17 protein-coding genes and 6 pseudogenes are annotated in these 25,884 nt (G+C 65.3%); 11 read left to right on the plus strand and 12 right to left on the minus strand.

The genetic code is table 11. The features are described from left to right. Positions 1-150 precede the first annotated feature (150 nt). From AC0IX7_RS09315 to AC0IX7_RS09325, 3 genes and pseudogenes are all read left to right on the plus strand, one after another. Positions 151-2,554: pseudogene (locus tag AC0IX7_RS09315) on the plus strand (GH92 family glycosyl hydrolase). Positions 2,555-2,666: 112 nt separating this feature from the next. Further along, the gene (locus tag AC0IX7_RS09320; RefSeq protein ID WP_128454528.1) at positions 2,667-2,900 is read left to right on the plus strand and encodes a hypothetical protein; all 234 of its coding nucleotides are present in this window, start codon (positions 2,667-2,669) and stop codon (positions 2,898-2,900) included. A gap of 200 nt (positions 2,901-3,100) precedes the next feature. Continuing rightward, positions 3,101-3,556 carry an HIRAN domain-containing protein gene (locus tag AC0IX7_RS09325; RefSeq protein ID WP_471811536.1) on the plus strand — a complete coding sequence of 152 codons (456 nt, stop codon included), beginning with the start codon at positions 3,101-3,103 and terminating at the stop codon, positions 3,554-3,556. A 100-nt stretch (positions 3,557-3,656) separates the two neighbouring features. On the opposite strand, the gene AC0IX7_RS09330 is transcribed toward AC0IX7_RS09325, so the two are convergent. Next, positions 3,657-4,415, minus strand: a complete 759-nt coding sequence (locus tag AC0IX7_RS09330) for a competence/damage-inducible protein A (RefSeq protein ID WP_471811537.1) — start codon at positions 4,413-4,415, stop codon at positions 3,657-3,659. Positions 4,416-4,466: 51 nt separating this feature from the next. On the opposite strand from AC0IX7_RS09330, the gene map reads away from it, so the two are divergent. Continuing rightward, a complete protein-coding gene (gene map, locus AC0IX7_RS09335; protein ID WP_471811538.1) occupies positions 4,467-5,294 on the plus strand; it encodes a type I methionyl aminopeptidase in 828 nt (275 codons plus the stop codon). Between the two features lie 236 nt (positions 5,295-5,530). On the opposite strand, the gene AC0IX7_RS09340 is transcribed toward map, so the two are convergent. Then, a complete protein-coding gene (locus tag AC0IX7_RS09340) occupies positions 5,531-5,887 on the minus strand; it encodes a hypothetical protein (RefSeq protein WP_471811540.1) in 357 nt (118 codons plus the stop codon). A 168-nt stretch (positions 5,888-6,055) separates the two neighbouring features. Here AC0IX7_RS09340 and purL point away from each other — a divergent pair. From purL to bfr, 4 genes and pseudogenes are all read left to right on the plus strand, one after another. Further along, a pseudogene (gene purL / locus AC0IX7_RS09345) lies at positions 6,056-8,283 on the plus strand (phosphoribosylformylglycinamidine synthase subunit PurL). A 938-nt stretch (positions 8,284-9,221) separates the two neighbouring features. Further along, on the plus strand, positions 9,222-10,541 hold the full coding sequence (locus AC0IX7_RS09350; protein WP_471811541.1) for a DUF418 domain-containing protein: 1,320 nt from the start codon (positions 9,222-9,224) through the stop codon (positions 10,539-10,541). A 13-nt stretch (positions 10,542-10,554) separates the two neighbouring features. After that, complete coding sequence (locus tag AC0IX7_RS09355) at positions 10,555-10,725, plus strand: (2Fe-2S)-binding protein (RefSeq protein ID WP_248523161.1); 171 nt, start codon at positions 10,555-10,557, stop codon at positions 10,723-10,725. A 102-nt stretch (positions 10,726-10,827) separates the two neighbouring features. Then, positions 10,828-11,289: pseudogene (gene bfr, locus AC0IX7_RS09360) on the plus strand (bacterioferritin); the annotation flags it as partial. A 189-nt stretch (positions 11,290-11,478) separates the two neighbouring features. Here the strand turns inward: bfr and AC0IX7_RS09365 are convergent. From AC0IX7_RS09365 to secG, 10 genes and pseudogenes are all read right to left on the minus strand, one after another. Beyond that, a complete protein-coding gene (locus tag AC0IX7_RS09365; RefSeq protein WP_471811543.1) occupies positions 11,479-11,916 on the minus strand; it encodes an Hpt domain-containing protein in 438 nt (145 codons plus the stop codon). Between the two features lie 82 nt (positions 11,917-11,998). Next, positions 11,999-12,208 carry a sulfurtransferase TusA family protein gene (locus AC0IX7_RS09370; RefSeq protein ID WP_471811545.1) on the minus strand — a complete coding sequence of 70 codons (210 nt, stop codon included), beginning with the start codon at positions 12,206-12,208 and terminating at the stop codon, positions 11,999-12,001. 15 nt (positions 12,209-12,223) lie between these two features. Beyond that, positions 12,224-13,611: pseudogene (der, locus tag AC0IX7_RS09375) on the minus strand (ribosome biogenesis GTPase Der). A 205-nt stretch (positions 13,612-13,816) separates the two neighbouring features. After that, positions 13,817-15,139 (minus strand): outer membrane protein assembly factor BamB family protein, encoded by a 1,323-nt coding sequence (locus tag AC0IX7_RS09380; protein ID WP_248523153.1) that lies wholly within the window; start codon positions 15,137-15,139, stop codon positions 13,817-13,819. Beyond that, positions 15,136-15,876 carry a tetratricopeptide repeat protein gene (locus AC0IX7_RS09385; RefSeq protein ID WP_471811546.1) on the minus strand — a complete coding sequence of 247 codons (741 nt, stop codon included), beginning with the start codon at positions 15,874-15,876 and terminating at the stop codon, positions 15,136-15,138. Before AC0IX7_RS09385 ends, AC0IX7_RS09380 begins: the two co-directional genes overlap by 4 nt. A 70-nt stretch (positions 15,877-15,946) precedes the next feature. Beyond that, positions 15,947-16,807 (minus strand): 3-methyl-2-oxobutanoate hydroxymethyltransferase, encoded by an 861-nt coding sequence (gene panB, locus AC0IX7_RS09390; protein WP_471811548.1) that lies wholly within the window; start codon positions 16,805-16,807, stop codon positions 15,947-15,949. Positions 16,808-16,870: 63 nt separating this feature from the next. Next, complete coding sequence (locus tag AC0IX7_RS09395) at positions 16,871-17,305, minus strand: hypothetical protein (protein ID WP_471811550.1); 435 nt, start codon at positions 17,303-17,305, stop codon at positions 16,871-16,873. A 242-nt stretch (positions 17,306-17,547) separates the two neighbouring features. Further along, positions 17,548-19,973: pseudogene (locus AC0IX7_RS09400) on the minus strand (TonB-dependent receptor). A gap of 398 nt (positions 19,974-20,371) precedes the next feature. Continuing rightward, entirely contained in the window at positions 20,372-22,006 is a 1,635-nt protein-coding gene (locus AC0IX7_RS09405; RefSeq protein WP_471811552.1) for a CTP synthase, read from the minus strand. An 84-nt stretch (positions 22,007-22,090) separates the two neighbouring features. Continuing rightward, positions 22,091-22,486, minus strand: coding sequence for a preprotein translocase subunit SecG (secG, locus tag AC0IX7_RS09410; RefSeq protein WP_332746268.1), 396 nt, complete (start codon positions 22,484-22,486; stop codon positions 22,091-22,093). 246 nt (positions 22,487-22,732) lie between these two features. Between secG and AC0IX7_RS09415 the strand changes: the two are divergent. The 3 genes and pseudogenes from AC0IX7_RS09415 to zwf form a co-directional block, all read left to right on the plus strand. Further along, positions 22,733-23,020 (plus strand): annotated as a pseudogene (locus AC0IX7_RS09415) (MarR family transcriptional regulator); the annotation flags it as partial. A 410-nt stretch (positions 23,021-23,430) separates the two neighbouring features. Then, positions 23,431-24,354 carry an N-acetyl-gamma-glutamyl-phosphate reductase gene (argC, locus tag AC0IX7_RS09420; RefSeq protein ID WP_471811554.1) on the plus strand — a complete coding sequence of 308 codons (924 nt, stop codon included), beginning with the start codon at positions 23,431-23,433 and terminating at the stop codon, positions 24,352-24,354. Between the two features lie 23 nt (positions 24,355-24,377). Then, positions 24,378-25,841, plus strand: a complete 1,464-nt coding sequence (gene zwf / locus AC0IX7_RS09425) for a glucose-6-phosphate dehydrogenase (RefSeq protein ID WP_132739127.1) — start codon at positions 24,378-24,380, stop codon at positions 25,839-25,841. The last annotated feature ends 43 nt before the right edge of the window (positions 25,842-25,884 follow it).

Consider the following 25,884-nt stretch of genomic DNA (forward strand, 5'->3'; position numbering starts at 1 on the left):
GCGCGCGCCCGCGACCTTTGCAAGCGCGCTGAGCGATCATGCCAGGCGCAGCTATACTGATTTCGTTCGACGAGACGGTCAACGGGATCGAGCCCGCGCACTTCGATTACGCTTTTCAACTTCTTTTCTTCCTCCTTACGGGTGACCTCGATGTCGGCTTTCAAACGATCATGCCTCGCGGTTGCCTTGATCGGCACGTTCCTGTCGGGCCTGGCCGGCCTGTCGGGGGCCGCTTTTGCCCAGGACGCGGCCAAGCCGAGCGATGCGGTCGATCCGTTCATCGGGACGGGGGCGAAGGGCACACGTTCCCGGGAGCGGTCGCGCCGGTCGGCATGGTCCAGTTGTCGCCGGATACCGATACGTCCTGCGTGATCCGCACCTGCTACGGCCACGCCGCGGGATATCGCTACGACGATCCGACGATCGAGGGATTCAGCCACACGCATTTCTCGGCGCAGGGCATTCGGATCTCGGCGATATCCTCGTCATGCCGGTGTCGGGTGACACCGTGCCGATGGACCCCGGCACGCCTGCCGCACCCGGCTATCGCTCGCGCTTTTCGCACGCCACCGAGGTAGCCAAGCCGGGCTATTACGCGGTCACGCTGGACGGTCCCGGCGTGCGTGCGGAAATGACCGCGGGCACGCGGATCGGCGTGCATCGCTACAGCTTTCCTGAGGGCAAGGCCGCGCATATCGTGGTCGATCTGCGGTCTTCGCTCTATAATTACCCCGGCAAGATCCTGTGGTCGGGGCTGCACATGCGGGACGACGGCGTGCTCACCGGCTTCCGGGAGACGCGCGGCTGGGCGCCCGGGCGCAAGCTCTACTTCGCGATGCGGTTCTCCGCGCCGCTGGTCGGCCACGCGCTGGTCGATCGCGAGAAGGACGTCGCGTACAAGGGATTCCAGGGTCCGGGCCGTGGCAGCGATGCGCTGGCGGAGAAACTCGGTCAGGCACTCGAAGCGCGGCTTGATTTCGGTCACCTCGATGCTCCGCTCGAAGTGAAGGTCGGGATATCGGGGGTCGACGAGGCCGGAGCGCTCGCCAATCTGGACAGCGAGCTCGGCGGCTTCGACGCGGTCCGCACCAAGACGCAGGGCGACTGGGATACTGCGCTGGGCGCGGTCAAGTTCGAGGCCGCGGCCCTGATGCGCCAGATCTTCGCGACCGCGCTGTATCACAGCCTGCTCGCACCGAGCGTCTGGAGCGACAGCGACGGGCGGTATCGCGGGCCCGACGATCAGGTGCATCAGGCCGACGGCTTCACGGTCCGCTCGACCTTCTCGCTATGGGACACGTTCCGCGCCGAACATCCGCTGCTGACGCTCATCCAGCCGGAGAAGACCAATTCCGATATCGTCCGCTCGCTGATCGCCAGCCAGCAGCATAGCCCCGACGGTATCCTGCCGGTGTGGCAATTCGCCGGGCGCGAGACGTGGACGATGATCGGTTATCACGCGGTCCCTGTCATTGCCGACGCGTATATGAAGGGCATCGGCGGCTTCGACGCGGACGCCGCATTGCAGGCGATGGTCGCGAGCGCCGACCACGCCTCCTATGGCGGACTCGGCGAGTATATCCAGCGCGGCTACGTGCCGATCGACAAGGAGCCGGAGGCGGCATCGAAGACGGTCGAATATGCCTATGACGACTGGACGATCGCGCGAATGGCGCGCCGCATGGGCAAGACCGACATCGCCGAGCGGTTCGAAAAGCGCGCGGGCAATTGGCGCAACAGCTTCGACGCGAAAACCGGTTGGCTGCGCGCACGGCTTGCGAACGGCGCGTTCCGCACGCCGTTCGATCCGACCGCGATCAACTACGGCTCGGATTATACCGAGGGCAATGCGTGGCAATATAGCTGGTTCGTGCCGCAGGATCAGGCGGGGCTGTTCCGGCTGCTCGGCGGCGATGCGAAGACCGTGAAGAAGCTCGATGCGATGTTCGAGTTCGACAATTCGAAGGTCGATTACAGCCATGCGGAGGATATCGCCGGGCTGATCGGCCAATATATCCACGGCAACGAGCCGAGCCACCACGTCGCCTATCTCTACAGTTACGCCGGCGCGCCGTGGCGGACGCAGGAGCGGCTCGGGCAGATCGTCGCGAGCCAATATGGCGCCAAGCCCGAGGGGCTGAGCGGCAACGACGACCTTGGCCAGATGTCCGCCTGGCTGGTGTTCACTGCGCTCGGTTTCTACCCGGTTGCCCCTGGATCGAACGAATATGTCATCGGCCGCCCGTTCCTGTCGCAGGCGACGTTGGCGCTGCCCAGCGGCAAGCAGTTCGCGATCCGGACGGACAATCTGTCGGATGCGAACCCGTACATCCGGTCGGTCACGCTGAACGGCACGCCCCTCACCCGCAGCTATCTGCGCGACGACGAGATCCGGCAGGGTGGCGAATTGCGGTTCGTGATGGGTGCGCAGCCGAACAAGGCCTGGGGCAAGGGTGCGAAGGCCCGGCCGTTCTCGTCCTCGACTGCTGGCTCAAACGGGCCGGCTCGAACGGACATGCGGCGGCGGGGCGATGACCCAACGACCCGGCGATAGCGCGACCAAAATACAACGCCGGCCAGCAATACCCGTGGCAATATTAATTAGTTCTTCACTGTTTTGCCCAAAGCTTATAGTCTAGTGTTTCGTGTAAAAGGGAGTTTTCTAAATGCGTAAATTCATTCTCGCCGTATCCGCAATCGCCGCCGCAGCGATGCCAGTTGCCGCCAACGCAGCTGCTACCGTTTCGGCCGCAAAGTCGGTCCGCGCCGGCACGTCGACGACCGAAGACAGCAAGGTCTCGGGCGCCGGTCTGCTGATCGTCGCACTCGCAGCCGTCGCCGTCGGTGGCGGTCTGTACATGGCGATCGACGGTGGCGACGACAACTCCGACAGCAACTAAGTCGGTGGGGCGACATTTCGATGTCGCCCCTTTTTCAATGCCTTAGCGGCAACAACTTCTACGCCTATCCTGATCCGATACACCCCGTGCTGCCGTCGCATAGCGACGATGAAGCGCCCTGGGGAACGCAGCGACGATGAGATTTCGCGCTGGTGCGCTCCGATACTTTCGATCTTCGCGTGACGCGCCTAGCGTGCGGCATGGACGAATTGACGCTCAGCGTGGTCGGCATCGACTTTTCCAACACGGACCGCAGCAAAAGCAACCGCCGTATGGAGCTGCTGGTCTGCGCCCTCGGCGAGCCGGTCGAGCTGCGCCGCGAACCGAAAAATCCGCATGATGCCAACGCCGTCGCCGTGTTCAGCGCGCGGGGTGTGCAGGTGGGATATCTCTCCGCCGAGCGCGCGCCGCTGATCGGACGGCGGATGCAGCAGGAGGAGCATGCCGTGGTGTTCCAGGCGCTGGTCGGCAGCATGGGCTATGTCCGCATCCGTTTCGGCGGCGGTGTACCGACATTGCCGGATCTGGTGGAGGGAGAATTGGCAGCCCGGTCGCGCAGCCGCGCGGCGCCCTTGGATCCGGACGCGTTCTATCCCGATCCCGAAGGCCCGGAATGGGGGCGTGAACTTCTGATCCTTTCCCCGGGGGGTAGCTGACACTTGCCGGACGGAGGGGGCGGACACGCAACAGAGGTCGTCGCCCCTCCCCCTCCGTCGCTACGCGCCACCTCTCCTGGCGGGGAGGATTTCAACGTGCTTAAATACCCTGCGCAGTCACTGCTCGCCCGGTCGCTTCGAGATCGCGCGTCATGTCCGCGAGGCAGCGATCGACCAGCGCCTCGTCCGAACTCCGCACCACGAAGTTCGCGCCCGTCCTGCCGTCGCGGAAGAACGGATAGCTGCCGATCGCGACGCCCTCGTGCGCCTTCTCGGCGTCGCGCAACAGGTCCGCGACCTCGCTCTCCGCGACCCAGCAGCCGATCGTCTTCGAGACCACCGGACGCCCGCCCTCCAGCGTCCCCGTCAGCGCGTCGAGCATCCCAGCCGTAATGTGCGGCACGCCCGCCATGATGAAGATGTTGCCGATCCGGATCCCGGGCGCGCCCGACACCTTGTTGTCGATCAGGTCCGCGCCGACCGGTACCCGCGCCATCCGCGCCCGTGCCTCGGTCAGTCCGCCGCGCGTCGCGTAATACGCCTCCAGCACCGCCATCGCCCGAGGGTGATGCTCGACCGCGACGCCCAGCGCCTCGGCGATCGCATCGACGGTGATGTCGTCGTGAGTCGGCCCGATCCCGCCGGTCGTGAACAGATAATCGTTGCGGGCGCGCAAGGTGTTGACCGCCTCGACGATCGCCTCGGTCTTGTCGGCGACCACGCGCACTTCGGCGAGGCGAATGCCCTGCACGTTGAGCCAGGCCGCGATCTGCGCGACGTTCTTGTCCTGCGTGCGGCCCGACAGGATCTCGTCGCCGATGATCGTCAGCGCGGCCGTCCAGATGCGTTCCTCTACCATGACCCTCGCATAGCCTCGCAAAACCGCCGCCGCCACGCTATATCGAGCGACATGACCGAATATGTAACCGTCACATCGGACCAGCCCGACGCGCGCACCGGCGCCATCAAGCTCCACGGCCCCGCCGCCTTCGAAGGCATGATGAAAGCGGGTCGCCTCGCCGCCGAGACGCTCGACATGATCGTGCCGCACATGGTGCCGGGCGTGACCACCGCCGAGATCGACCGGCTGATCTACGACTTCATCATCGCCGGTGGCGGCGTCCCCGCGACGCTCGGTTATCGCGGTTACACGCACAGCGTCTGCATCTCGATCAACCATGTCGTCTGCCACGGCATCCCGAGCGAGAAGACGCTGAAATCGGGCGACATCGTCAACGTCGACGTGACGCCCCTGCTCGACGGCTGGCACGGCGACACGAGCCGGATGTATCTGATCGGCGACGTGCCCATCAAGGCGCGCCGCCTCGTCGAAGTCACCTACGAATGCCTGATGATCGGCATCGAGCAGGCCAAGCTCGGCAACCGCATGGGCGACGTCGCCAATGCGATCCAGCGGCACGCCGAGAAGCACCGCTACGGCGTGGTCCGGGATTTCTGCGGCCACGGTGTCGGCCGCCTGTTCCACGACGCGCCCGAAGTCGTCCATGTCGGCAAGCCCGGCACCGGCCCCGAACTGCGCCCCGGCATGATCTTCACGATCGAGCCGATGATCAACATCGGCCGCCCCGACGTAAAGCTGCTCGACGATGGCTGGACTGCGGTCACGCGGGACCGCTCGCTGTCCGCGCAGTTCGAGCATTCGATCGGGATTACGGAGACGGGGTGCGACATCTTCACGCTCAGCCCCAAGGGCTACACGCAGCCGCCTTACGTTTGACGTGACTCGGGGCGTGCTTGCGAAATCGGCACCCGCTGCCGAGAGCCATCTCCACGCCCCCACCCCGTCATACTGACGAAAGTCAGGATCCAGAGCCACAAGACGGCGCGCACCGTTACCCTGGATCCTGACTTTCGTCAGTATGACGACGTGTGTGGGAACGACGTAACTACACGTCGCGGCAGAAGATCGAAGCCTTGCGCAACTCCACCTCGGCGCTTTCACCGGCGGCGGCATCACCCTTCGCCTCGCCACCCTTGGTCTGGACCGTCAGTTCGGCCGGCCCCTCGATCCGGCACAAGATACCCTTCGCCGACTGGCTGCACGCCTTGCTCAGCTCTGTCGTACGCGGCCTGAGTCTGCTCGCCCGCCGGTCGAACCATGAACGAGACCATCGACGATCCACCGAACAGCTGCGATCCCAGGCCCATCGTATTGACCCGCCATTCGGTCGCCCGGGTAGGCTTCGAGCCAGCCTGCTTCATGTTGAGCTTGGGCGCCAGCCGCTCGCAGAAACTCGTCGATCCCTGCGCGGGCAATTGCGTCGCCGAGCCGCCAAGCATCATCACGGCCAACATAGTTACGGTCTTCATTCGACTCTCCACTTAAACCGCCCGCTCGCGCACGCTTCACACGCGGTCTGACGCCGATATGTGACACAGCGGCGGCAACGCGCCAATCCTGCCCACACCGCTGGGCATCGAGACGCTGGGGATCGAGACGCTGGCCAGCCGCCCCCCACCCCGCTAAAGCCCCGCTCCATGACCGAGATCACACCGCAGATCGTCGCCGACCACGGCCTGTCCCCCGAAGAATATGAGCGCGTTCTGCGCGCGATCGGCCGCGAGCCGAACATGGTCGAGCTCGGCATCTTCTCGGTCATGTGGTCCGAGCATTGCAGCTACAAATCCAGCAAGATCCACCTGATGAAGCTCCCCACCAAGGGGCCCCGCGTCATCTGCGGCCCCGGTGAGAACGCCGGCGTCGTCGACATCGGCGACAACCAGGCGGCGATCTTCAAGATGGAGAGCCACAACCACCCCTCGTACATCGAGCCGTATCAGGGCGCGGCGACCGGCGTCGGCGGCATCCTGCGCGACGTCTTCACAATGGGGGCGCGGCCGATCGCCAACCTCAACGCGCTGCGCTTCGGTCGCCCTGATCACCCCAAGATGCGCCACCTGATCTCGGGCGTGGTCCACGGCATCGGCGGCTACGGCAATTGCGTCGGCGTGCCGACCGTTGGCGGCGAAGTAAACTTCCACAGCGCGTATGACGGCAACATCCTGGTCAACGCGATGACCGTCGGGATCGCCGATCAGGACAAGATCTTCTATTCGGCCGCGAGCGGCATCGGCAATCCGATCGTCTATGTCGGCAGCAAGACCGGCCGCGACGGCATCCACGGCGCGACGATGGCCTCGGCCGATTTCGGCGAGGATTCGGACGCCAAGCGCCCGGACCGTCCAGGTCGGCGATCCGTTCACCGAGAAGTTGCTGATCGAAGCCTGCCTCGAACTGATGGCAACCGACGTCATCGTCGCGATCCAAGACATGGGTGCCGCGGGTCTCACCTCGTCGTCGGTCGAGATGGCGTCGAAGGGCGGCGTCGGCATCGAACTCGTCATGGACGACGTACCGCAGCGCGAAACGGGCATGACCCCGTACGAGATGATGCTCTCGGAATCGCAGGAGCGCATGCTCATGGTCCTGAAGCCTGGCCGCGAGGCCGAGGCCGAGGCGATCTTCAAGAAATGGGAGCTCGATTTCGCGGTGATCGGCCGCGTTACCGACACCGGCCGCATGGTGCTGACGTTCAAGGGCGAGACGGTCTGCGACATCCCGCTCGGGCCGCTCGCCGACGAGGCCCCGCTGTACGATCGGCCGCACGTGCCGACGCCAAAGCCCGCGCCGCTCGAAAACGCGCCGCACAGCAACGATATTGCCGCCGATCTGCTCACGCTGATGGGCTCGCCGGACGTCGCCTCGCGCCGCTGGATCTGGGAGCAGTACGACCACATGGTCGGCGCCGACACCGTCCAGCGCCCCGGTGGCGACGCCGCGGTCGTCCGCGTCCACGGCACGCAAAAGGCGCTGGCGATGACCACCGACTGCACGCCGCGTTACTGTTTCGCCGACCCGGTCGAGGGCGGCAAGCAGGCGGTCGCCGAAGCCTGGCGCAACCTGACCGCGGTCGGCGCGCTGCCGCTCGCCGTCACCAATTGCCTCAACTTCGCCAACCCGCAGCGCCCCGAGATCATGGGGCAAATCGTCGGCTGCCTCGAAGGCATGAGCGACGCCTGCATCGCGCTCGACTTCCCGATCGTGTCGGGCAACGTCTCGCTCTACAATGAATCCAAGGCGACCGGCGGTGGTTCGGCGATCCTGCCGACGCCTGCGATCGGTGCAATTGGCTTGCTGGCCGACTGGCAGAAGAATGCGACGATCGCGTTCAAGGGTTCGGGCGACATCATCCTCGCGGTCGGCACGCGCGGCGGGCATCTCGGCCAGTCCTTGTGGCTGCGCGAATGCCACGGCCGCGAACAGCTCGACGCGGGCCCGCCGCCGCCGGTCGATCTCGCCGCAGAACGCCGCGTCGGCGACCTGATCCGCGAAGCTATCGCGCTGGGGCAGCTGACCGCGGTCCACGACGTCTCCGACGGCGGCATAGCGGTGACGCTCGCGGAAATGGCGCTGGCTGGCGGGATCGGCGCGATGATCGACCGCAAGCAGCCGTTCGACTGCGCCCGCGCGTTCTTCGCCGAAGATCAGGAGTCTACATCGTCACCGTCGAGGACCACGCGCTGCTCGACTTCCTCGGCGCGGCGCACGCTGCGGACGTCGAGGCCGAACCCCTGGGTCGCACCGGCGGCAAGCGCCTGATCTTCGAACGCCCCGACCGCGACGACGTCATCGCGCTCGACACGCTGCGGACGGCGCACGAGGGGTTCTTCCCGAAGCTGATGGGGTCGACGCGGCGTTGGCATGATAGGGTCGGCGGGCGGCATACCAGCAGTGCTCGTGCGCGCGCCCTTCTCACCACCCCGGCGCAGGCCGGGGCCGAGCTGGGAAGGCAGCAGTAACGAAGCGCCGTCGCTAGCAACATCCGTGTCGCAACTGGGCCCCGGCCTACGCCGGGGTGGTCGCTATTTGGGATCGAGCAAACAGCCTTAAACTACCGATGTGTCCCCGCGAAAGCGGGACCCAGCCTGGGCTCCCGCCTTCGCGGGAGAACAAGGTAGTGCGTGCCGCCATTTCTTCGAAGCCCGACCTGCTGTCAGATCGCGCACCCGTCGCTAATCCCAACGCGCCACCCACCGAGCGCCGTCACCCATTCCAGCCCCTGTTCCGTCATCGCAGCGAAAGCTGGGATCTCCCCGATCGGGTCGCGACACTCGCCAACAGGAATACCCCAGCTTCCGCTGGGGCGACGAGTGGCGTGAGCTCGGCGCCGGGTCGAAGTGCCGATGACGGGCAAGGATACGGATACGGATACGGATACGGATACTAGTTCGGACTCGGATACTAGTTCGGACACGGATACTGGTTCGGACACGGATACCGGTTCGGATACGCACGCGCAGGCGACGAACAATTACCGACGTGAAGGTATCGCCAAGACAATCGTGTCACGGCAAGCCCCGGCACATCGCCCAGTCGCTTCAGCCCATCGCGCAGGCTGTCCTACAGCAACCCGATATGCCAGCGTCGGATCATGATCGAAGCATTCCTCCATCACCGCAGCGCTGAAAGGCGTCGACCAGAGCTCAGCGCCGGTCGAGCAAGGCCCGAGGCTGCCCCGGCCAACCAAAATAACCGCACTTCCGAACGCAACGACGCCGCATCCCAGCCGCCGAGACGACCCCGCGAAACACCCCAGAAGATGCTGCACCAGCGTCTACACTGCCTGCACATCGCCCTCCCCGCATGACCCCCTCCTCCACCAGAATCGCCACGCTCGACGTCATCCGCGGCGTTGCGGTCATGGGTATTCTCGCCGCCAACATCGCCGCGTTCGGCTTTCCGTACTTCGCCTATATGTCGCCGGCGTCGATGGGCGCGCCGAGCCTTGCCGACACGATCGCATGGACCGCCAACTTCATCGTCATCGACGGCAAGATGCGCGGGCTGTTATCGGTGTTGTTCGGGGCGTCGATGCTGCTGGTCATCGACAGCGCGCGCGCGCAGGGCGACGAAGCCGCAGCGGTGCATTTTCCGCGGATGGCGTGGCTCGCCGTGTTCGGTGCGATCCATCTCTACCTGATCTGGTGGGGCGATATCCTGCTGCACTATGCGATCGTCGGCTGCGTGGCGTTCATGTTCCACCGCCTGCCGACGCGTCTGCTGGTGCTGATGGGGCTGATGTTCGTCGTCTTGCAGATGATCCAGTCCGTCCTGCTCGCCAGCTATGCGTTCGACCTGCACGCCACGGCCCTGGTCCCCCACGCGACCGCACGCGCGGTGGCGAACTGGCAGAGTTTCGCGGCAAACTTTGGCGGCCCGACGCGGCACGAAATCACCCGCCAGCTCGCGATCGGGCGAGGCAGCTACGCCGATCTCGTCGCGCACCGCTGGTCCGATCAGGTCGATCCGGCGAGCGTGATCGTGGCGGTCGGCGCCGAGACGCTGGGCTATATGCTGCTTGGCATGGCGGGATTGCGGTCGGGGTTCCTGACCGGCGCATGGTCGCGCCGCGCGTATCGGACGATCGCGATCGTCTGCGTCGGCTTGGGCTGGGTCGCCTATGCGGCGATCGCGACGGTCGAGATCGGGCATGGTTTCGAGCCGCGCTATGTCCTGCTGTCGTGGATCACGCTGGCGACGCCGGTGCGGCCGGTCCTGATCCTCGGCTATGCCGCGTCGATCATCGTGCTGGCCCGGCCCGGCGGGTGGCTGACCACGCGGATCGCGGCCGCGGGGCGCGCGGCGTTCTCCAATTATATCGGCACGTCGCTGGTCTGCACGACGCTGTTCTACGGCTATGGCGTCGGCCTGTTCGGTCATCTGACGCGCGCGCAACTCTATATCGTCGTGGCGCTGGTATGGATCGCGATGCTCGGATGGTCGAAGCCTTGGCTCGATCGCTTCCGCTATGGCCCGCTCGAATGGCTGTGGCGCAGCCCTGGCGCGATACGCATGGCAGCCGATGCGCGGTTCGGCGTTTACGACCAGCCGATGATGCTATTTGCGAATAAGACGCAAAAGAGCTTGCGAGTGGTTCGCATTATCCGTATTCCCGGCTCATAGCTAGGGAGTTCCCATGGTCGTCTGCGTTTGCAATGCCATACGAGAATCCGACGTCCGCAACTGCGCACGCGGCGGTTGCACCACACCGTGCCAAGCCTTTCGTTCGATGGGCCGCCAGCCCAAATGCGGCCAGTGCACATCGGTAGCGCGAGCGATTATCAATGAGGAACGCGCTGCTGCATAAGCGTCGCAACAGCTAAGAAACCGCAGAAATCCGCCATTTTTCGGGTTGCGGTTGCGATATTGCCGGCGCTACATGTTCGTCAGAGGTGACGGAGATATGGCCATGCGCGGCGACCCCCAAGTAATCGACTATCTGAACGAGGCGCTCAAGAACGAGCTGACCGCGGTCAATCAATATTGGCTCCATTACCGGATGCTCGAGCATTGGGGCGTCTACAAGCTCGCCCAGTACGAGCGGATGGAATCGATCGACGAGATGAAGCATGCCGACTGGCTGTCGGAGCGCATCCTGTTCCTCGACGGCCTGCCGAACTTCCAGCTGCTCGGCCGCCTCCGCATCGGCGAGACCGTCGAGGAAGTCCTGAAGTCGGATCTGGCGCTCGAAGTCGAAGCCACCGTCCAGCTCAAGGGCGCAATCTCGTACTGCGAAGAGGTCAAGGATTACATCAGCCGCGACCTGTTCGCGCGTATCCTCGCCAGCGAGGAAGAGCATGTCGACACGCTCGAACGCCAGTTCGAGATGATCGCGCGGATGGGTATCCACAACTACATCCAGCTGAACTCGATCTCGGAGCATGATTCGCCCGAGCGCCGGCGCGGCGCCTTATCTGAAGGGGTAGTCTTCCCCGTCATCCTGACGAAAGTCAGGACCCAGGGCTTCTTGAGACGATGTTGGTGGCTCTGGATCCCAGCTTTCGCTGGGATGACGGACATGATCAATAGTAGGCGCCGACCAGTAGCACTCGGCGGCGTGTTACTCTTCGCCGAACCCGGTCGGGATCGCACGACGACCGAAGCCGCCGGCGGCAGGCTTGCGGGCCACGATCGGATTGGCTTCGCGCTCCAGCAACGTCAGCGTCTCGACGAACAGCGGCCGCAATTGGACGATGTGCTCAAGCGCTTCCTCGGGCGTATCCTGCATCTCGACGCAATCGCGCGCGATGACCTCGATCGCCTCGGCAAGGTCCGCGAGCGGTTCCGCCCCGAACTGCCGCGCCTCGCCCTTTAGCGTATGCGCCGGGATCACCATCGCCGCCGCATTGAGCGAGCGCATCGCCGCCTCGATCGCGGCGACCGACTTCACGCCGTCCTCACGGAAATAGCCCAGGATACGGACGAATCCCGCACCCAGTTCACTCCGCGCCTGCGAATATGCCGGCCAGTTGATCAAGGTGCTTCCTTCGAACGACAAGTCGCCTTCTCCTGTTGAGCAATAGCGCCATGAAGATTTGAACCGTATCTTACCCGTTTCAGGTAAACACACTGTTGTCATACTACCGACAAGTTACGACAAAGGTCCGGTAAAATTCATCCAAAATGATATCTACCGTCGCGTCGGCCACCTCGGCGACCGCGGCGATTTCGGTCGGCGCCTGCGGATCGTCCGCTAAAACCTCGACCCGCCGCGCGCCGTCACGCAGCGCGCGGGCGAGCCGCACCGCCGGCCAAGGGCAACGCATACCCCGGGCGTCGATGCGAACCATCCCGGACGCCGCCGCTTAATTGCCGCCGCCGCCCCTGCCATTGTCGTCGTACGGGTTCTTCGGCGCACGGAACATCAGGCGGACCGGTACCGCGCCGAAGCCGAGGTCCTTGCGCATCGAATTGACCAGATAGCGTTCGTAGCTCGCCGGCAGCTGATCGACGCGCGTGCCGAAGATGACGAAGCTGGGGGACGCGTCTTGACCTGCGTGACGTAGCGCATCTTGATCCGCTTGCCGCCTGGGGCCGGTGGTGGCGTCGCCTCGATCGCGCGCTCGAACCAGCGGTTGAGCTCGCCGGTGCCGACCCGCTTAGACCAGGCGTCGCGGGTGTCGAAACAGGCTTGCAGTAACTGGTCGATGCCCTTGCCGGTCGCGCCGGACACGGTCATCACGGTGACGCCCTTGACCTGGCTCAGGCCATCTTCGAGCGCGCGCTTAACGCCGTTGAACAGCGACGAGGCGCTCTCGGCGATGTCCCATTTGTTGAGCGCGATGACGAGTGCCCGGCCCTCCTGCAGCACCTTGTCGGCGATACGGAGATCCTGCGCCTCCAGACCTAGCGTGGCGTCGAGCAGCAGCACGACGACCTCGGCGAAGTCGACCGCGTGGAGCGCGTCCTCGACCGACATCTTCTCGAGCTTGTCCTGCACCTTGGCGCGCTTGCGCATGCCGGCGGTGTCGATCAGGCGGACTTTCCGCGGCTCGCCACCGGTCGGGTGCCAGTCATAGTCGACGCTGATCGAATCGCGCGTGATGCCGGCTTCGGGGCCGGTGATCATGCGATCTTCGCCGAGGATGCGGTTGACGAGCGTCGACTTGCTCGCGTTCGGACGGCCGACGATCGCGAGCTTCAACAGGCCTTCATATTCGTTGTCGGGCTCTTCCTCGGGCAGCTCCTCCTTGCCTTCGAGCAGCGGGAGCAGGCCTTCGAAGAGGTCGCCCATGCCTTCGCCGTGCTCGGCGGATAGCTGGACCGGGTCGCCGAAGCCGAGCGCGAGCGATTCGAGGATGCCGTCTTCGCCCGCGCGGCCCTCGGCCTTGTTGGCGACGAGGATGACGGGGACGTCGGCGGTGCGGAGCCAGCGGGCGATCTCTTCGTCGAGCGGCACGATGCCGGCACGCGCGTCAAACAGGAACAGCGCGACGTCGGCCTGCGCGACGGCCGCCTCGGTCTGCTGGCGCATCCGGCCTGGGAGCGTCTGCGCGTCGTGATCCTCGTAGCCGGCGGTATCGATGATGCGGAATTCGAGGCCGATCAGCGACGCATCACCTTCGCGGCGGTCACGCGTGACGCCGGGCCGGTCGTCGACCAGCGCGAGCTTCTTGCCGACGAGGCGGTTGAACAGGGTCGACTTGCCGACATTTGGGCGGCCGACGATCGCGACCACGGGGAGTTTGGACATGGCAGGCCCTTAGCGCGGGAACGCGCTGGCGTCACCTACGCTGGATCGACATTAGGATCTTACGATCCTCCCCCGCAAGGGGGAGGTGTCGCCGAAGGTGACGGAGGGGAGGTTACGGAACACCGGTTACCCCTTTCCTCCCCTCCGTCTGGCAAGGCCAGCCACCTCCCCTAGCGAGGGAGGATTTCGTGCACCCTCGTTCATATCACCGGTAGGCGGTGACCTTGCCCTTCTGGTCGAGCGTGTAGAGCGTCGAGTTCGCCACGATCGGCGGCAGCGAGAACGGCGTCTTCGTCTCGATCGTCGAACTTACCGTGCCATCCGTCGGCGAGACGAAATTGATCTCGCCGCGCGAGTTGGTGAGGACCAGGCGGTTGCCGGCGAGGATCGGACCGAACCAGGTGATCGCGTTGCTGCGCTTCTTCTCGTTCTGGAATCGCGGCAGCTGGGCGATCCAGCGGGCCTTGCCGTTCGACCGCGACAGGCAGACGAGACGCGCATCGTCGGTGACCACGAACAGCCATTCGCCCGCGATCCACGGCGTCGAGATACCCGCGAAGTTCTGCTCCCAAAGGCGCTGACCGGTCGACAGCTCGAGCGCGACCATGCGGCCACCCTGCCCGACCGCATAAACGCGGCCGCCGTCGATCACCGGTGCGGCGTCGATGTCCGACAGGCTCGACACCGAGGTGGTGACCGAGGTGCGCGACAGCGCGTCCTGCCAGAGGATACGGCCATTCTCGTAGCGATAGGCGCTGAGTTCGCCGCTCGAGAAGCCGGCGACCACGGTGCCCTGGCTGACCGCGGGCGCCGCGACGCCGAACACGCCCTGCGTTTCCAGCGTGCCCGACTGGACCCACTGGACCTTGCCGTCGGCCTGGTTGAGCGAGAACACCTGGTTGTCCTGCGTCAGGACGTACACCGCGCCGTTCGCGACGGTCGGCGAGCCACGCAGCGGTGCACCGGGCTTGGCGCGCCACAGGATCGCACCGTCGGCCGCATTCATCGCGACGACGTCCCCGACGCCGTCGGTGGCATACAGCTTGCCGTCGTCATAGCTGACCCCGCCGCCGAAGCGGGCCGCGCTGTTCAGCTTGCCCTCGGTAATGCCCGCGCTCCAGAGCGCAGCACCGGTATCGGCGGCAAACGCATGGACTGTCGCGGTGACATCGGTCACGAACAGCTTGTTGTCCGCGATAACCGGTGCCGCGCCGAGCCGCTGGCGGTTCGAGCCGCCGTCGATCGAGGCCTGCCACGCCCGCTGCGGCTGATCGCCGAGCGCGAGCTGACCCATCGACTTCGCCGGATTGCCGCCGGGCTGAGTCCAAGCGTCGTTGACGGCGGGCGCGGGCAGCAGGACCTGGACGTCGGCGATCGTCTTGTCGGTCTCGACCTCGTTCTCCGAGACCAGAATGGAGACGCGGTCGCCGACAGTCGGCGTCTTCTTCACGCCACCCTTGAAGATTCCGCAACCGCTGAGCGCCACGAGCGCGGCGACGGCGACCGTCACCCGATATGTCTTCATCATTGCGCCTTGGTATCCTCGTTTGATGCAGCCGGAGTGATCACCCTGGCAGTAGCTCCCGTGCTGGCAACAGCGTCCACACCCAGTACGCCGGCCATCTGAACCGCGCGTTGACGGATCGTCTCCGGCACGCCGGTATCGCGCGCGATCTGGCCGAACAACGTCCCCGCCTGCTGACGCTGGTTCATGCGGAGATAGGAGATCGCGACCATCTCGCCCGCGCTGCCGAGCCACGGCCCACCGGGGACAGCGAGCGGACGAAGCCGCTCGACGATGACCTGTGGCTTCAGCGTGTCGAACTCGGCCGAGGTCTGGCGAACGAGTGCGAGATCGCGGAACGGCTTAGCCAGCGACGTATCCGCGGCGATCGCACCGAGCTTGGCGGCGGCGCCCTTCAGGTCGTCCTTCTGGAGCAGGACGTCGGCCTGCGTGAACAGCGCGAGCGCGCGGTAGCCGTCGCGGTTCGACTTGGCGAGTTCGGCGAGCGGCTTGGCCGCAGCCGCGGCGTTGTTGGCACCGAGCGAGTCGTAGGAGGCCTGAAGCTGCTCACCCTCGACGCCGGCGGCCTCGCCATTGTGATGCTGCCAGTAAAGGAAGCCGGCCAGTGCGGCGAGCGCGGCGACGACGCCGATCGCGACCCAGATACCCCAGTTCGTCCAGAATCCGGCGAGTTTGTCGCGACGGAGTTCTTCGTCGACCTCGCGCAGGAATGCTTCATCGGTTTTCGGCGGGAGGGCCAAGGACAACTCCGGAATATTGGGGGATGGACGGCGCGGACCTTAGCCGCGCCGGGACCGAAACGGAAGCGGATCAATCCTTGGGCACGTAGACCTGCTCGGACCCCGGGAATGTGCGCGATCGGACATCGTCCGCATAGGTCTGCGTCGCGGACGAAATGGTGTCGGCGATGTCGGCGAACCGCTTCACGAACTTCGCGGTACGCTCGAACATGCCGAGCATGTCCTCGGTTACCAGCACCTGGCCGTCGCACTGCGCCGACGCACCGATGCCGATCGTCGGGCACGCGATGGTGTTGGTGATCTCGATCGCGATCGGCTCGACCACGCCCTCGATCACCAGTGCGAAGGCGCCTGCCTCGGCGATGTGCTGCGCGTCGGCGACGATCTTGGCGGCTTCCTCGGGCGTGCGACCGCGGGCGCCATAGCCCCCGAGCACGTTCACCGCCTGCGGCGTGAGGCCGACATGACCCATCACCGGAATGCCGCGCTCGGTCAGGAACTTGACGGTCGGCGCCATCGCAGTGCCGCCCTCGAGCTTTACCGCCGCCGCGCCGGTCTGCTTGAGCAAGAACGCCGCGCTCTCGAACGCCTTTTCGGGCGACGCCTCATAGCTGCCGAACGGCATGTCGATGACGACGACTGCGTGATAGCTGCCCCGCACCACCGCCGCGCCGTGCGCCGCCATCATGTCGAGCGTGACGGGCACGGTCGACGGCAGGCCGTAGATCACCTGCCCCAGGCTGTCGCCGACGAGCAGCATGTCGCAATGCGGATCGAGCAACTGCGCCGTGCGCACGGTGTAGGCGGTGAGCATGACGAGCGGCGTCTTGCCCTTCTGGCGGCGGATCGCGGGGATCGTCAGCCGCTTCAGCGGGGCCGGCGTGGGGTTTGCGCGACTCGTCGCGGTGTCGAGGGTGTAGGTCGTGGACATGGCGATGCTAGTAGCGCGCGCGTCGGGGCTCGCCCAGCCTTCGGATCATCAGCCCGGGAGCGGTCATACCGCCCATCCCTTCTGCCGGGCATGGCCGACGAGCCAGAGCGTGAACGCGGCGATTCCGACGACGACCAGGGGCAATACGAGAGTCTCGCCGGCGCCCTTGCGCGCGACGATATCGGTCGATGCGAACAGCCAGCCGAACTGCACGATCGTGGCGCCCAGCGATGCGATCAGGAACGGGCGGGCACTGGCACGGCGCATGAACAACAGCACGGCGCCGATCAGCCCGGACAGGACCGCGACGGCGAACAGCGGAACGTACCAGTTGGGCAGGGTCGCATAGAGCGCCCGGTCATAGGCACTCGCCCTCCCCACGGCATCGGCGCCGAGCCGCACCTGCTGCAGGAACATGAAGCAGCCGATGAGCGCCCAGGCGACGAGAGCGCCCGTGGTCAGCCGAAACCACAATGGCCCCTGTCGTACGAAGAACATGCCGCCACCCTTGTTAATCCGGCCCGATGAGCCTGAGCCTATTGCTTTAGATCAACAGACTGCGCTTCGAAGGGGCTGCGTGCAAGGGGATGGCATCGGACGCGCGTCGCGACAGCGTAAGCGCGTCGATTGCGCCGAACCGGAGAGACATCGGGAGCTTCCGACTGCGATGCCTCTCCGGGCCGTATTCCCCTCTATAAAACGTCAAACCTGAACGCGCAGTGACGATCGGGGCGCGACGATCAGAACGACCGCGAGACGGTCAGACCATAGGTGCGCGGATCACCGGGCTGGCCGACGATCAGGCCGGTGCTGCCCGACTGGAGCGCGAGCACTTCGTAATAGTTCTCGTCGAACGCGTTGCGGAGCCAGCCGAAGACGTTCCAGCTGTCCTTTGCCTTGAACCCGAGGCGGAAGTTGCTGAGCGCATAGCCGTTGATGTCGGTATAGGCCGAGCGTGACGGGTTGGACGAGAAGGTCGACCGGTAGCTGCCGTCATAACCAAGATAGACTTGGCCATCGAGACCGGCAAGCGTTGCCGGCAGGTCGTATTCCGCCCCGTAGGAAAACGCCCATTTCGACACGCCGGGCAGGCGCTGACCGGAGATGTCGCAGTTTTGCGGGCTGATCCCCCGGCCGTACCGGGTGCGCTCGGCGTCTGGCCGGCGGTCGCGGTGGTGCCGCCGGACAGTTCGGGCGGGCATGGTGCATCGACGAACTTCACGTATTTCGCGTCGGTATAGGCGCCGTTCGCGTAGAAACTGAACCGGTCGGTGGGGCGGAACGCCGAGTCGAATTCGAGACCGCGGGTGCGGACCTTGCCGGCATTGGCGAGATAGCCGCGCAGCACGCCGAGCTGGCCGTTGGTGACGGTCGCCTGGTAATCGCTGATCTCGGTCCAGAAGCCGGCGAGGTTCAGGGTAACGCGACGGTCCAGGAACTGCGTTTTCAGGCCAAGCTCGAAATGATTCACCTTTTCGGGCTTCACCGTGGCGGCCGAGAGGATCGGGTTGTTGCTGGCGTCGAGCGGCAGGCCGGACAGGTTGATCCCGCCCGATTTGTAGCTGCGTGCGTAGGTCGCATAGGCGTGGATGTCGGACGTCACGGTGTAGGCCGCCGTGATATCCCCCGACAGATTCCAGTTGTCGAAATCGGGCTGATAGCTCTGCGGCGCGAGCACGCCGCGCTGGTCCGCGGTCAGCGCCGTGCCGGTGCCGTTGGTGACGACCGAGACATAATCGCCCTTTTTCTTGTCGTAGTTCAAACGTAGGCCCGGCGCGATCTGGAACCGGTCGCTGACGTTCCAGGTCAGCTTGCCGAACAGCGCCGCGCTGGTGTTTTTGAAGCCGATCGTGTTGCGTGCGGTCAGGCCGTTCAACGTCGCCGGATTGCGCCCGCCCGCGCTGGTCGGATTGAGCAGGAACGCACTCGCCGCCGGACCCTGCACCTGAAGCCCTTGGGTATCGATCGTCTGGTAGAAGTAGAACGCGCCGAGCACGTAATCGAGCGTGTGCTTGCCGTTGGAGGCGATCCGCAACTCCTGGCTATACTGGGTCTGCTGCGACGGGTTGGCCGACACCGTCGTGATCGGCAGGCCGATGAAATCGCGGTCGTTCGACGGGTCCCAGTTCCAGAACCGCCACGCGCTGACCGACGTGATCGTCGACGCGCCGAGATCCAGATTGCCGAGCAGCGACACGCCGCCCAATTCCTGCCTCGCGCGGAGCGGCGTATCGACGTCGGTCACCCGGTCGAACGCGTTGGTGGACGGCACGACATAACCCTGCGCGGCGGCGAGTGCAGCATATTGCCGGTTGAGCGGCCGCTGGGTCGCGCCGGTGCGCGCGTAATATTGCACGCAGCAATTCGGGTTCTGCTGGCCATAATCGCCCGACAGAGCGAGATCGAGATTGTCGGTCGGCTTCCAGTAGAGCTGCCCGCGGACGCTCTTATTGTCCTGCGCATTCAGATCCTTGCCGGTCACGACGTTGTGGATCGTGCCGTCACGTTCGGTCACAGATGCCGACAGCCGGATCGCGAGCGTGTCGGGGATCAGCGGCCCCGACACCGAGGCCTTGGCCTGGACGAACTGATAGTTGCCGGTGGTGAGTTCGATCCGCGCCTCGGGCGTGAAGCTGGGCTTGCGCGTCGTGATGTTGATCGCGCCGGCGGTGGTATTCTTGCCGTAGAGCGTGCCCTGGGGCCCGCGGAGGACCTCGATCCGCTCGGTATCGGTGAAGTCGAACGTTGCCGAGGCGATCCGGCTATAATAGACTTGGTCGACATAGATGCCGACGCCCTGCTCGATCCCGTCGTTGGTCAGGCCGAACGGCGCGCCGAGGCCGCGGATATTGGCGGCCGAGTTGCGCGGGTTGGTGGAGTAGAATTGCAGCGTCGGCTGGAGCTGCGTGAGGCGGCTGACATTGTAGGCGCCGGTCTCCGCCAGCGCGGTGCCGCCGATGACGGACATCGCGATCGGCACGGTCTGGATGGTCTCGGCACGGCGGCGTGCGGTCACGACGATATCGCCGCCACCCTGTTGCTGGTTGCCGAGCCGACCATTGGCCGGCTCGGGCGCCTGATCCGCGGCGGGCACCTGCGGGGCGACTGGTGGCGGCGTGACGGTAGCGGCCTGACCGGCGAGCAACAGCGCGAGCGTAAGCAACATGAATTTTTCCCCTAAACCTCGGCGCGCAAAGTCTACCGATTTGGGGGATATTCAATGCGAGCTTGTCTTTGGGGGTGGAAAGCGCGGCTTCGCGGCGCCCGTGCCAGGCTTCAAAAGAGTCGAAGCTGCGTGAAGTCTGTCAACCCGAACTGGTTCCGGGGTCCACGGTTCCGCGAACTCACGACTCTCGACTGTGCGGAACCGTGGATGCCGGAACGAGCCCGGCAAGACGGAGAGAAACAGGGCGGGGCTTGCTAAACACTGGCTGCGATCCTCCCCCGCCAGGGGAGGTGTCTGGCCCTTGCCAGACGGAGGGGGAGGTAAGGGTAACGGCTGTTCCGTATCCGCCCCCTTCGTCACCTTCGGTGCAACCTCCCCTGGCGGGGGAGGATCGAAGGTCAGACCAGGCGGCTCTGCTTGACCGCGGCTTCGATGAAGCTCGCGAACAGCGGATGCGGGTCGAAGGGTTTGGACTTCAGTTCGGGGTGGAACTGGACGCCGACGAACCAAGGGTGGTCGGGGCGTTCGACGATCTCGGGGAGCGTGCCGTCGGGGGACATGCCGGAGAAGACCAGGCCGCCCTGCTCCAGCGCTTCCTTGTAGCCGGTGTTGACCTCATAGCGGTGACGATGACGCTCCGAGATTTCGGTGCCGCCATAGATCGACGCCACGACGCTGTTGCCGGTGAGCTTCGCGTCGTACGCGCCGAGCCGCATCGTGCCGCCCATGTCGCCTTCGGCCGCACGCGTTTCGAGACCTTCGCGGCCCATCCACTCGGTGATCATGCCGACCACCGGTTCGTCGGTCGGGCCGAACTCGGTCGACGACGCATTGGGGATGCCGCCGAGATCGCGCGCGCCCTCGACGCAGGCCATCTGCATGCCGAAGCAGATCCCGAAATACGGGATCTTCCGCTCGCGCGCGAACTTGACCGAGGCGATCTTGCCCTCCGCGCCGCGCTCGCCGAACGCACCGGGGACGAGGATCGCGTCGCATGGCTCGAGCTGACCGGCGATGTCGCTCTCTGCATTCTCGAACAGTTCGGCGTCGATCCAGCGGACGTTGACCTTCACGCGATTCGCGATGCCGCCGTGGACCAAAGCTTCATTGAGCGACTTGTACGCATCCTGGAGCCCGACATATTTGCCGACCACGCCGATCGTCACCTCGCCTTGCGGGTTGGTCAGGCGATCCATGATCTCGGTCCAGCGCGACAGGTCGGGCGCGTCGGCAGGCTCGATCCCGAACGCGCGGAGCACTTCGATGTCGAGGCCTTCGCCGTGATACTGGAGCGGCACCGCGTAGATGCTCTTCGCGTCGAGCGCGGGAATGACGGCGCTCGCGGGGACGTTGCAGAACAGCGCGATCTTGGCGCGCTCCGATGGCGGCAGCGGGTGTTCGCAACGGCAGACCAGAACGTCCGGCTGCACGCCCAGCGCGGCGAGTTCGCGGACCGAATGCTGGGTCGGCTTGGTCTTCAGTTCGCCGGCGGCGGCGATGTACGGCACCAGCGTCACGTGGATGCTGATCGCGTTGCCGCGGCCCTCTTCGTTCTTGAGCTGGCGAATCGCCTCGATGAACGGCAGCGATTCGATATCGCCGACGGTCCCGCCGATCTCGCAGAGAATGAAGTCGATGCCGTCGGTTTCGGCGCGGGCGAACGCCTTGATCGCGTCGGTGACGTGCGGGATGACCTGCACGGTGGCGCCGAGATAATCGCCGCGACGCTCGCGGGTGATGATCTGCTGATAGATGCGGCCCGAGGTGACGTTGTCCGACTGGCGCGAGGGAACGCCGGTGAAGCGCTCGTAATGGCCGAGATCGAGATCGGTCTCGGCACCGTCGTCGGTGACGTAGACCTCGCCGTGCTGATACGGCGACATCGTGCCGGGATCGACGTTCAGATACGGATCGAACTTCCGAATCCTGACGGTATATCCGCGTGCCTGGAGGAGAGCGGCAAGCGATGCCGCCATGAGACCTTTACCGAGCGACGAAACCACGCCCCCGGTGATGAAAATGTACCGAGCCATGGGAAGAGTCTCGTAGCGTGTGTTGGGGACGAACGACAAGCGCCCGCGGATCACGCGGGGCGCATTTATCGGCGAATGGAGTGTTTAGTTGGCTAGCGGGACCGCGCCGTTATCGGCCGGCGTGGTCGTGCCGGCGGGGACCCCGGCATTCTCGGCGCCACCGGCGAACGGTGCAGCGTCACCCTTGGGCTGGGCGGTCGGGACGGCCGTTGCCGCCGCCGGGGTGCGGGCGAGCGACGTGTCGATCGTCGTGGTGCGGTGATTCGCCGCGAGAACCGCGAGCAGGATCGAGAACAGCACGAACATCGTCGCCAGGACGCCGGTCGCGCGGGTCAGGAAATCGGCCGCGCCGCGTGCCGACATGAGGCCCGATGGGCTACCGCCCATGCCCAGACCGCCGCCTTCCGACCGCTGCATGAGGATCACCGTGACGAGGGCGGCCGCGATGATCGCGTGGATGACGAGCAGAAAGGCGAACATTGCGCGGAAAACCCCGGAACTTTTGCGAAGGCGCGCACATAGGCGACACCGCGGCTTCGATCAACCGGGCGATCAACCGGATCGGGGCACGGCATATCGCATGCCGCGTGCGAAACTACGGAAACAAGCCGTGCGGGCGGGCGTTGTGAACCCGTAATGACGCTCATGACTGGGTATCGTGCATATAAATTCAGATGGCGGATCAACGCTGTGGCATCAATGGCAGCCAATACCTTATCGACCTGGATGACCGCTCTGGTGGATTATGTCCGCTCGGGCGAACCTGATCTGACCAATCGTCAGATGGCATTGCTCCTGCTCGTTTACCTTAAACCCGGGCCGCATACGGTGCGCGGCCTCGCCCGTGCACTGAACGTATCGAAGCCGGTCGTCACGCGCGCCTTGAACAGGTTGGGTGCCCTCGGCTATCTGCGCCGGCAACGCGACGACAGCGACAAGCGCAACATCTTCGTCGCGCGCACGACCGAAGGGGCAGATTTTCTTGAAGAGTTCGGGCAATTCATCGGCGACGGCCCCGCCCCCAACGATGCTGGCGCCGGCTCAAACGGCCGTACCCCGCTCACGCTTGAGCCATTCGACGACAAGGCCCGCACGAGTTTCTCGCTGACGGGCCGTTCGGTGAATCTGGACCCGCGCACGCATGCGGTTAGGCGCGATATCGCCGACATTCGGTTGGCCGAATACGTATTCGCTCCACACTATGCCGTGCCGATGATACGGGCCGTCGCGCGCACAGCTTTGTTGCGCAGTGGACGAGACGAAGCGAGCGATACGATGGTCGACCTCAACCCCGGCGACAGTTTCGAAGTGTTGGAGATCGCTGGCGTTTCCGCATGGGGCGTCGCGCGGCCAAGCGGTCTGGTCGGCTATGTCGAGACTGCCGCGCTCGATTTGCCGGCCGATCTGCCAGCGGACGCCGCGGCATGACCAGCGTCTTCATCGATGGCGCCGTCGGCACCACCGGCCTCGAAATCCGCGAGCGGCTTGCCGGACGCCGCGATATCTCGATCGCGTTGCTGGCCGAGGATCGCCGCAAGGATCCGGCGGCACGGCGCGAGGCCTTGAACGATGCCGATTTCGTCATCCTCTGCCTGCCCGACGACGCGGCGCGCGAGGCGGTGGCGCTGATCGACAATTCGCGTACCCGCGTGATCGACGCGTCGAGTGCGCACCGCGTCGCTGCAGGCTGGACCTATGGCTTCCCCGAATTGCCGGGTCAGGCCGAGAAGATTGCGAGCGCCGCTCGGGTCGCGAACCCGGGCTGCTATCCCACCGGCTTCCTCGCGCTCGTCGCACCGCTGGTTTCCGCCGGGCTGATCCCCGCCGACCTGCCGCTGAGCATCAACGCGACCTCGGGCTATTCGGGCGGCGGCAAGGCGATGATCGCCGAGTTCGAGGCCGGTGGCTCGACGACCGCCTTCCGCGCCTACGCGCTCGGCCTCGCGCATAAGCATATTGCCGAGATGACGCAGCATGCGGGCCTGACCCACGCACCGATCTTCGCGCCCGCGGTGGCCAACGCCTATCGCGGCATGGTCGTGGAAGTGCCTCTGCATCTGCACGCCCTGGCCGGCCGCCCGTCGCTCGCTGCGATCGAGGACATCTTGCGCGCGGCGTTTGATGGCTCGACGCTCGTGACGGTGGCACCCGGCGACATCGGCGCGGTCGATATCGAGGAGAATGCGGGGACCGATCGGCTCACGCTGCGAGTCTGCGGCAACGACGCGGTCGGCCATGCACGGCTGGTCGCGACGCTCGACAATCTGGGCAAGGGTGCCGGCGGCGCCGCGGTCCAGAACCTCAACATCATGGCCGGGGTCGACCCGGTCGCCGGCCTGGTTTTCTGAACCGGCCAGTTCCAGGAGCTTTCATGCACCGTAATCCCGTAGCCAAGCTGCTCCTGTTCGGCGCGACCGGCGATCTCGCGCAGCGAATGCTGCTGCCGTCGCTCTATGGCCTGCACGCCGATGGGTTGCTGCCCGAAGAGCTGACGATCACCGGTGCCGCGCGGCACGAGCATGACGACAAGGATTACCGCAAGTTCGCCAAAAAGGCGCTCGACGAGTTTCTCCCCGAGGATCGCAAGGACGAGAGCGCGATCGGGACGTTCCTCGACCGGCTGTTCTATCAGGCGACCGATCTGTCGGACCCGGCCGCGTTCCAGCCGCTGGCGGACAAGATCGGCGATATCTCCGGTGGCCTCGCAATCTACCTCTCGACCGCGCCGTCGCTGTTCGAATCGGCGATCGAAGGCCTGCACAAGGTCGGGCTCGCCGGCGAGACGGTCCGCGTCGGGCTCGAGAAGCCGCTCGGCTACGACCTCGACACCAGCCGCGAGATCAACGACGCGGTGGCGAAGGCCTTCCCCGAGGACCGGACCTATCGGATCGATCATTATCTCGGCAAGGAAACCGTCCAGAACATCCTGGCGCTGCGCTTCGGCAACTCGTTCTTCGAGCCGGTCTGGAACGCGCAGGGGATCGACAACGTCCAGATCACGATCTCGGAGACGGTCGGGCTGGAGGAGCGCGCCGGCTATTACGAGAGCGCCGGCGCGCTGCGCGACATGGTCCAGAACCATATGCTGCAACTGCTCGCGCTGATCGCGATGGAGCCACCCGCACGCTTCGAGGGTACCGACGTGCGCGACGAAAAGTCGAAGGTGTTCCGCTCGCTGCGCCTGATCAAGCCCGAGGAAGTGCCCAACGTCACCGTCACCGGCCAGTACGGCGAAGGCGCGGTGAAGGGGAAGTTCGTCAAGAGCTACTCCGACGAGCTCGGCGAGGCCTCGAACACCGAGACGTTCGTCGCGATCAAGGCGCATGTCGACAATTGGCGCTGGCGCGGCGTGCCCTTCTATCTGCGCACCGGCAAGCGGATGGCCGCGCGCCGCAGCGAGATCGCGATCCAGTTCAAGTCGGTACCGCATTCGATGTTCGCCGGGCGCGGCGGGTTGCTACAGCCCAACATGCTGATCATCCGCCTCCAGCCGGAGGAATATGTCCAGCTGCTGGTGATGGCGAAGGAGCCCGGCCTCGACCGTGACGGCGTCCGCCTGCGCGAGGTGCCGCTGAACCTCAGCATGGATGCGGAATTTGCCGGCACGCGGCGACGGATCGCCTATGAACGCCTGCTGCTCGACCTAATCGAGGGCGACCAGACGCTGTTCGTGCGACGCGACGAAGTCGAGGCGCAATGGACCTGGATCGACGCGATCCGCGAGGGCTGGAAGGCCAACGCGATGAAGCCCAAGAGCTATGCGTCGGGCAGCTGGGGTCCGTCGGCCGCCATCGCGCTGACCGAGCGCGATGGCGTGACCTGGCAGGACGACTGAGTTTGTTTTCTTCCGTTCGTCCCGAGTAGTCTTCGAGCGAAGT

Source organism: Sphingomonas sp. AC411, from assembly GCF_979253035.1.

Excerpts from the sequence above, each read along its gene's own strand:
- AC0IX7_RS09325 (WP_471811536.1), top strand. The coding sequence starts at position 3,101 with ATGGACGAATTGACGCTCAGCGTGGTCGGCATCGACTTTTCCAACACG.
- argC (WP_471811554.1), top strand. The coding sequence starts at position 23,431 with ATGACCAGCGTCTTCATCGATGGCGCCGTCGGCACCACCGGCCTCGAA.
- AC0IX7_RS09405 (WP_471811552.1), bottom strand. The coding sequence starts at position 22,006 with ATGGCTCGGTACATTTTCATCACCGGGGGCGTGGTTTCGTCGCTCGGT.
- secG (WP_332746268.1), bottom strand. The coding sequence starts at position 22,486 with ATGTTCGCCTTTCTGCTCGTCATCCACGCGATCATCGCGGCCGCCCTC.
- AC0IX7_RS09395 (WP_471811550.1), bottom strand. The coding sequence starts at position 17,305 with ATGTTCTTCGTACGACAGGGGCCATTGTGGTTTCGGCTGACCACGGGC.
- AC0IX7_RS09340 (WP_471811540.1), bottom strand. The coding sequence starts at position 5,887 with ATGAAGACCGTAACTATGTTGGCCGTGATGATGCTTGGCGGCTCGGCG.
- AC0IX7_RS09320 (WP_128454528.1), top strand. The coding sequence starts at position 2,667 with ATGCGTAAATTCATTCTCGCCGTATCCGCAATCGCCGCCGCAGCGATG.
- map (WP_471811538.1), top strand. The coding sequence starts at position 4,467 with ATGACCGAATATGTAACCGTCACATCGGACCAGCCCGACGCGCGCACC.
- panB (WP_471811548.1), bottom strand. The coding sequence starts at position 16,807 with ATGTCCACGACCTACACCCTCGACACCGCGACGAGTCGCGCAAACCCC.
- AC0IX7_RS09350 (WP_471811541.1), top strand. The coding sequence starts at position 9,222 with ATGACCCCCTCCTCCACCAGAATCGCCACGCTCGACGTCATCCGCGGC.
- zwf (WP_132739127.1), top strand. The coding sequence starts at position 24,378 with ATGCACCGTAATCCCGTAGCCAAGCTGCTCCTGTTCGGCGCGACCGGC.
- AC0IX7_RS09330 (WP_471811537.1), bottom strand. The coding sequence starts at position 4,415 with ATGGTAGAGGAACGCATCTGGACGGCCGCGCTGACGATCATCGGCGAC.
- AC0IX7_RS09355 (WP_248523161.1), top strand. The coding sequence starts at position 10,555 with ATGGTCGTCTGCGTTTGCAATGCCATACGAGAATCCGACGTCCGCAAC.
- AC0IX7_RS09380 (WP_248523153.1), bottom strand. The coding sequence starts at position 15,139 with ATGATGAAGACATATCGGGTGACGGTCGCCGTCGCCGCGCTCGTGGCG.
- AC0IX7_RS09370 (WP_471811545.1), bottom strand. The coding sequence starts at position 12,208 with ATGGTTCGCATCGACGCCCGGGGTATGCGTTGCCCTTGGCCGGCGGTG.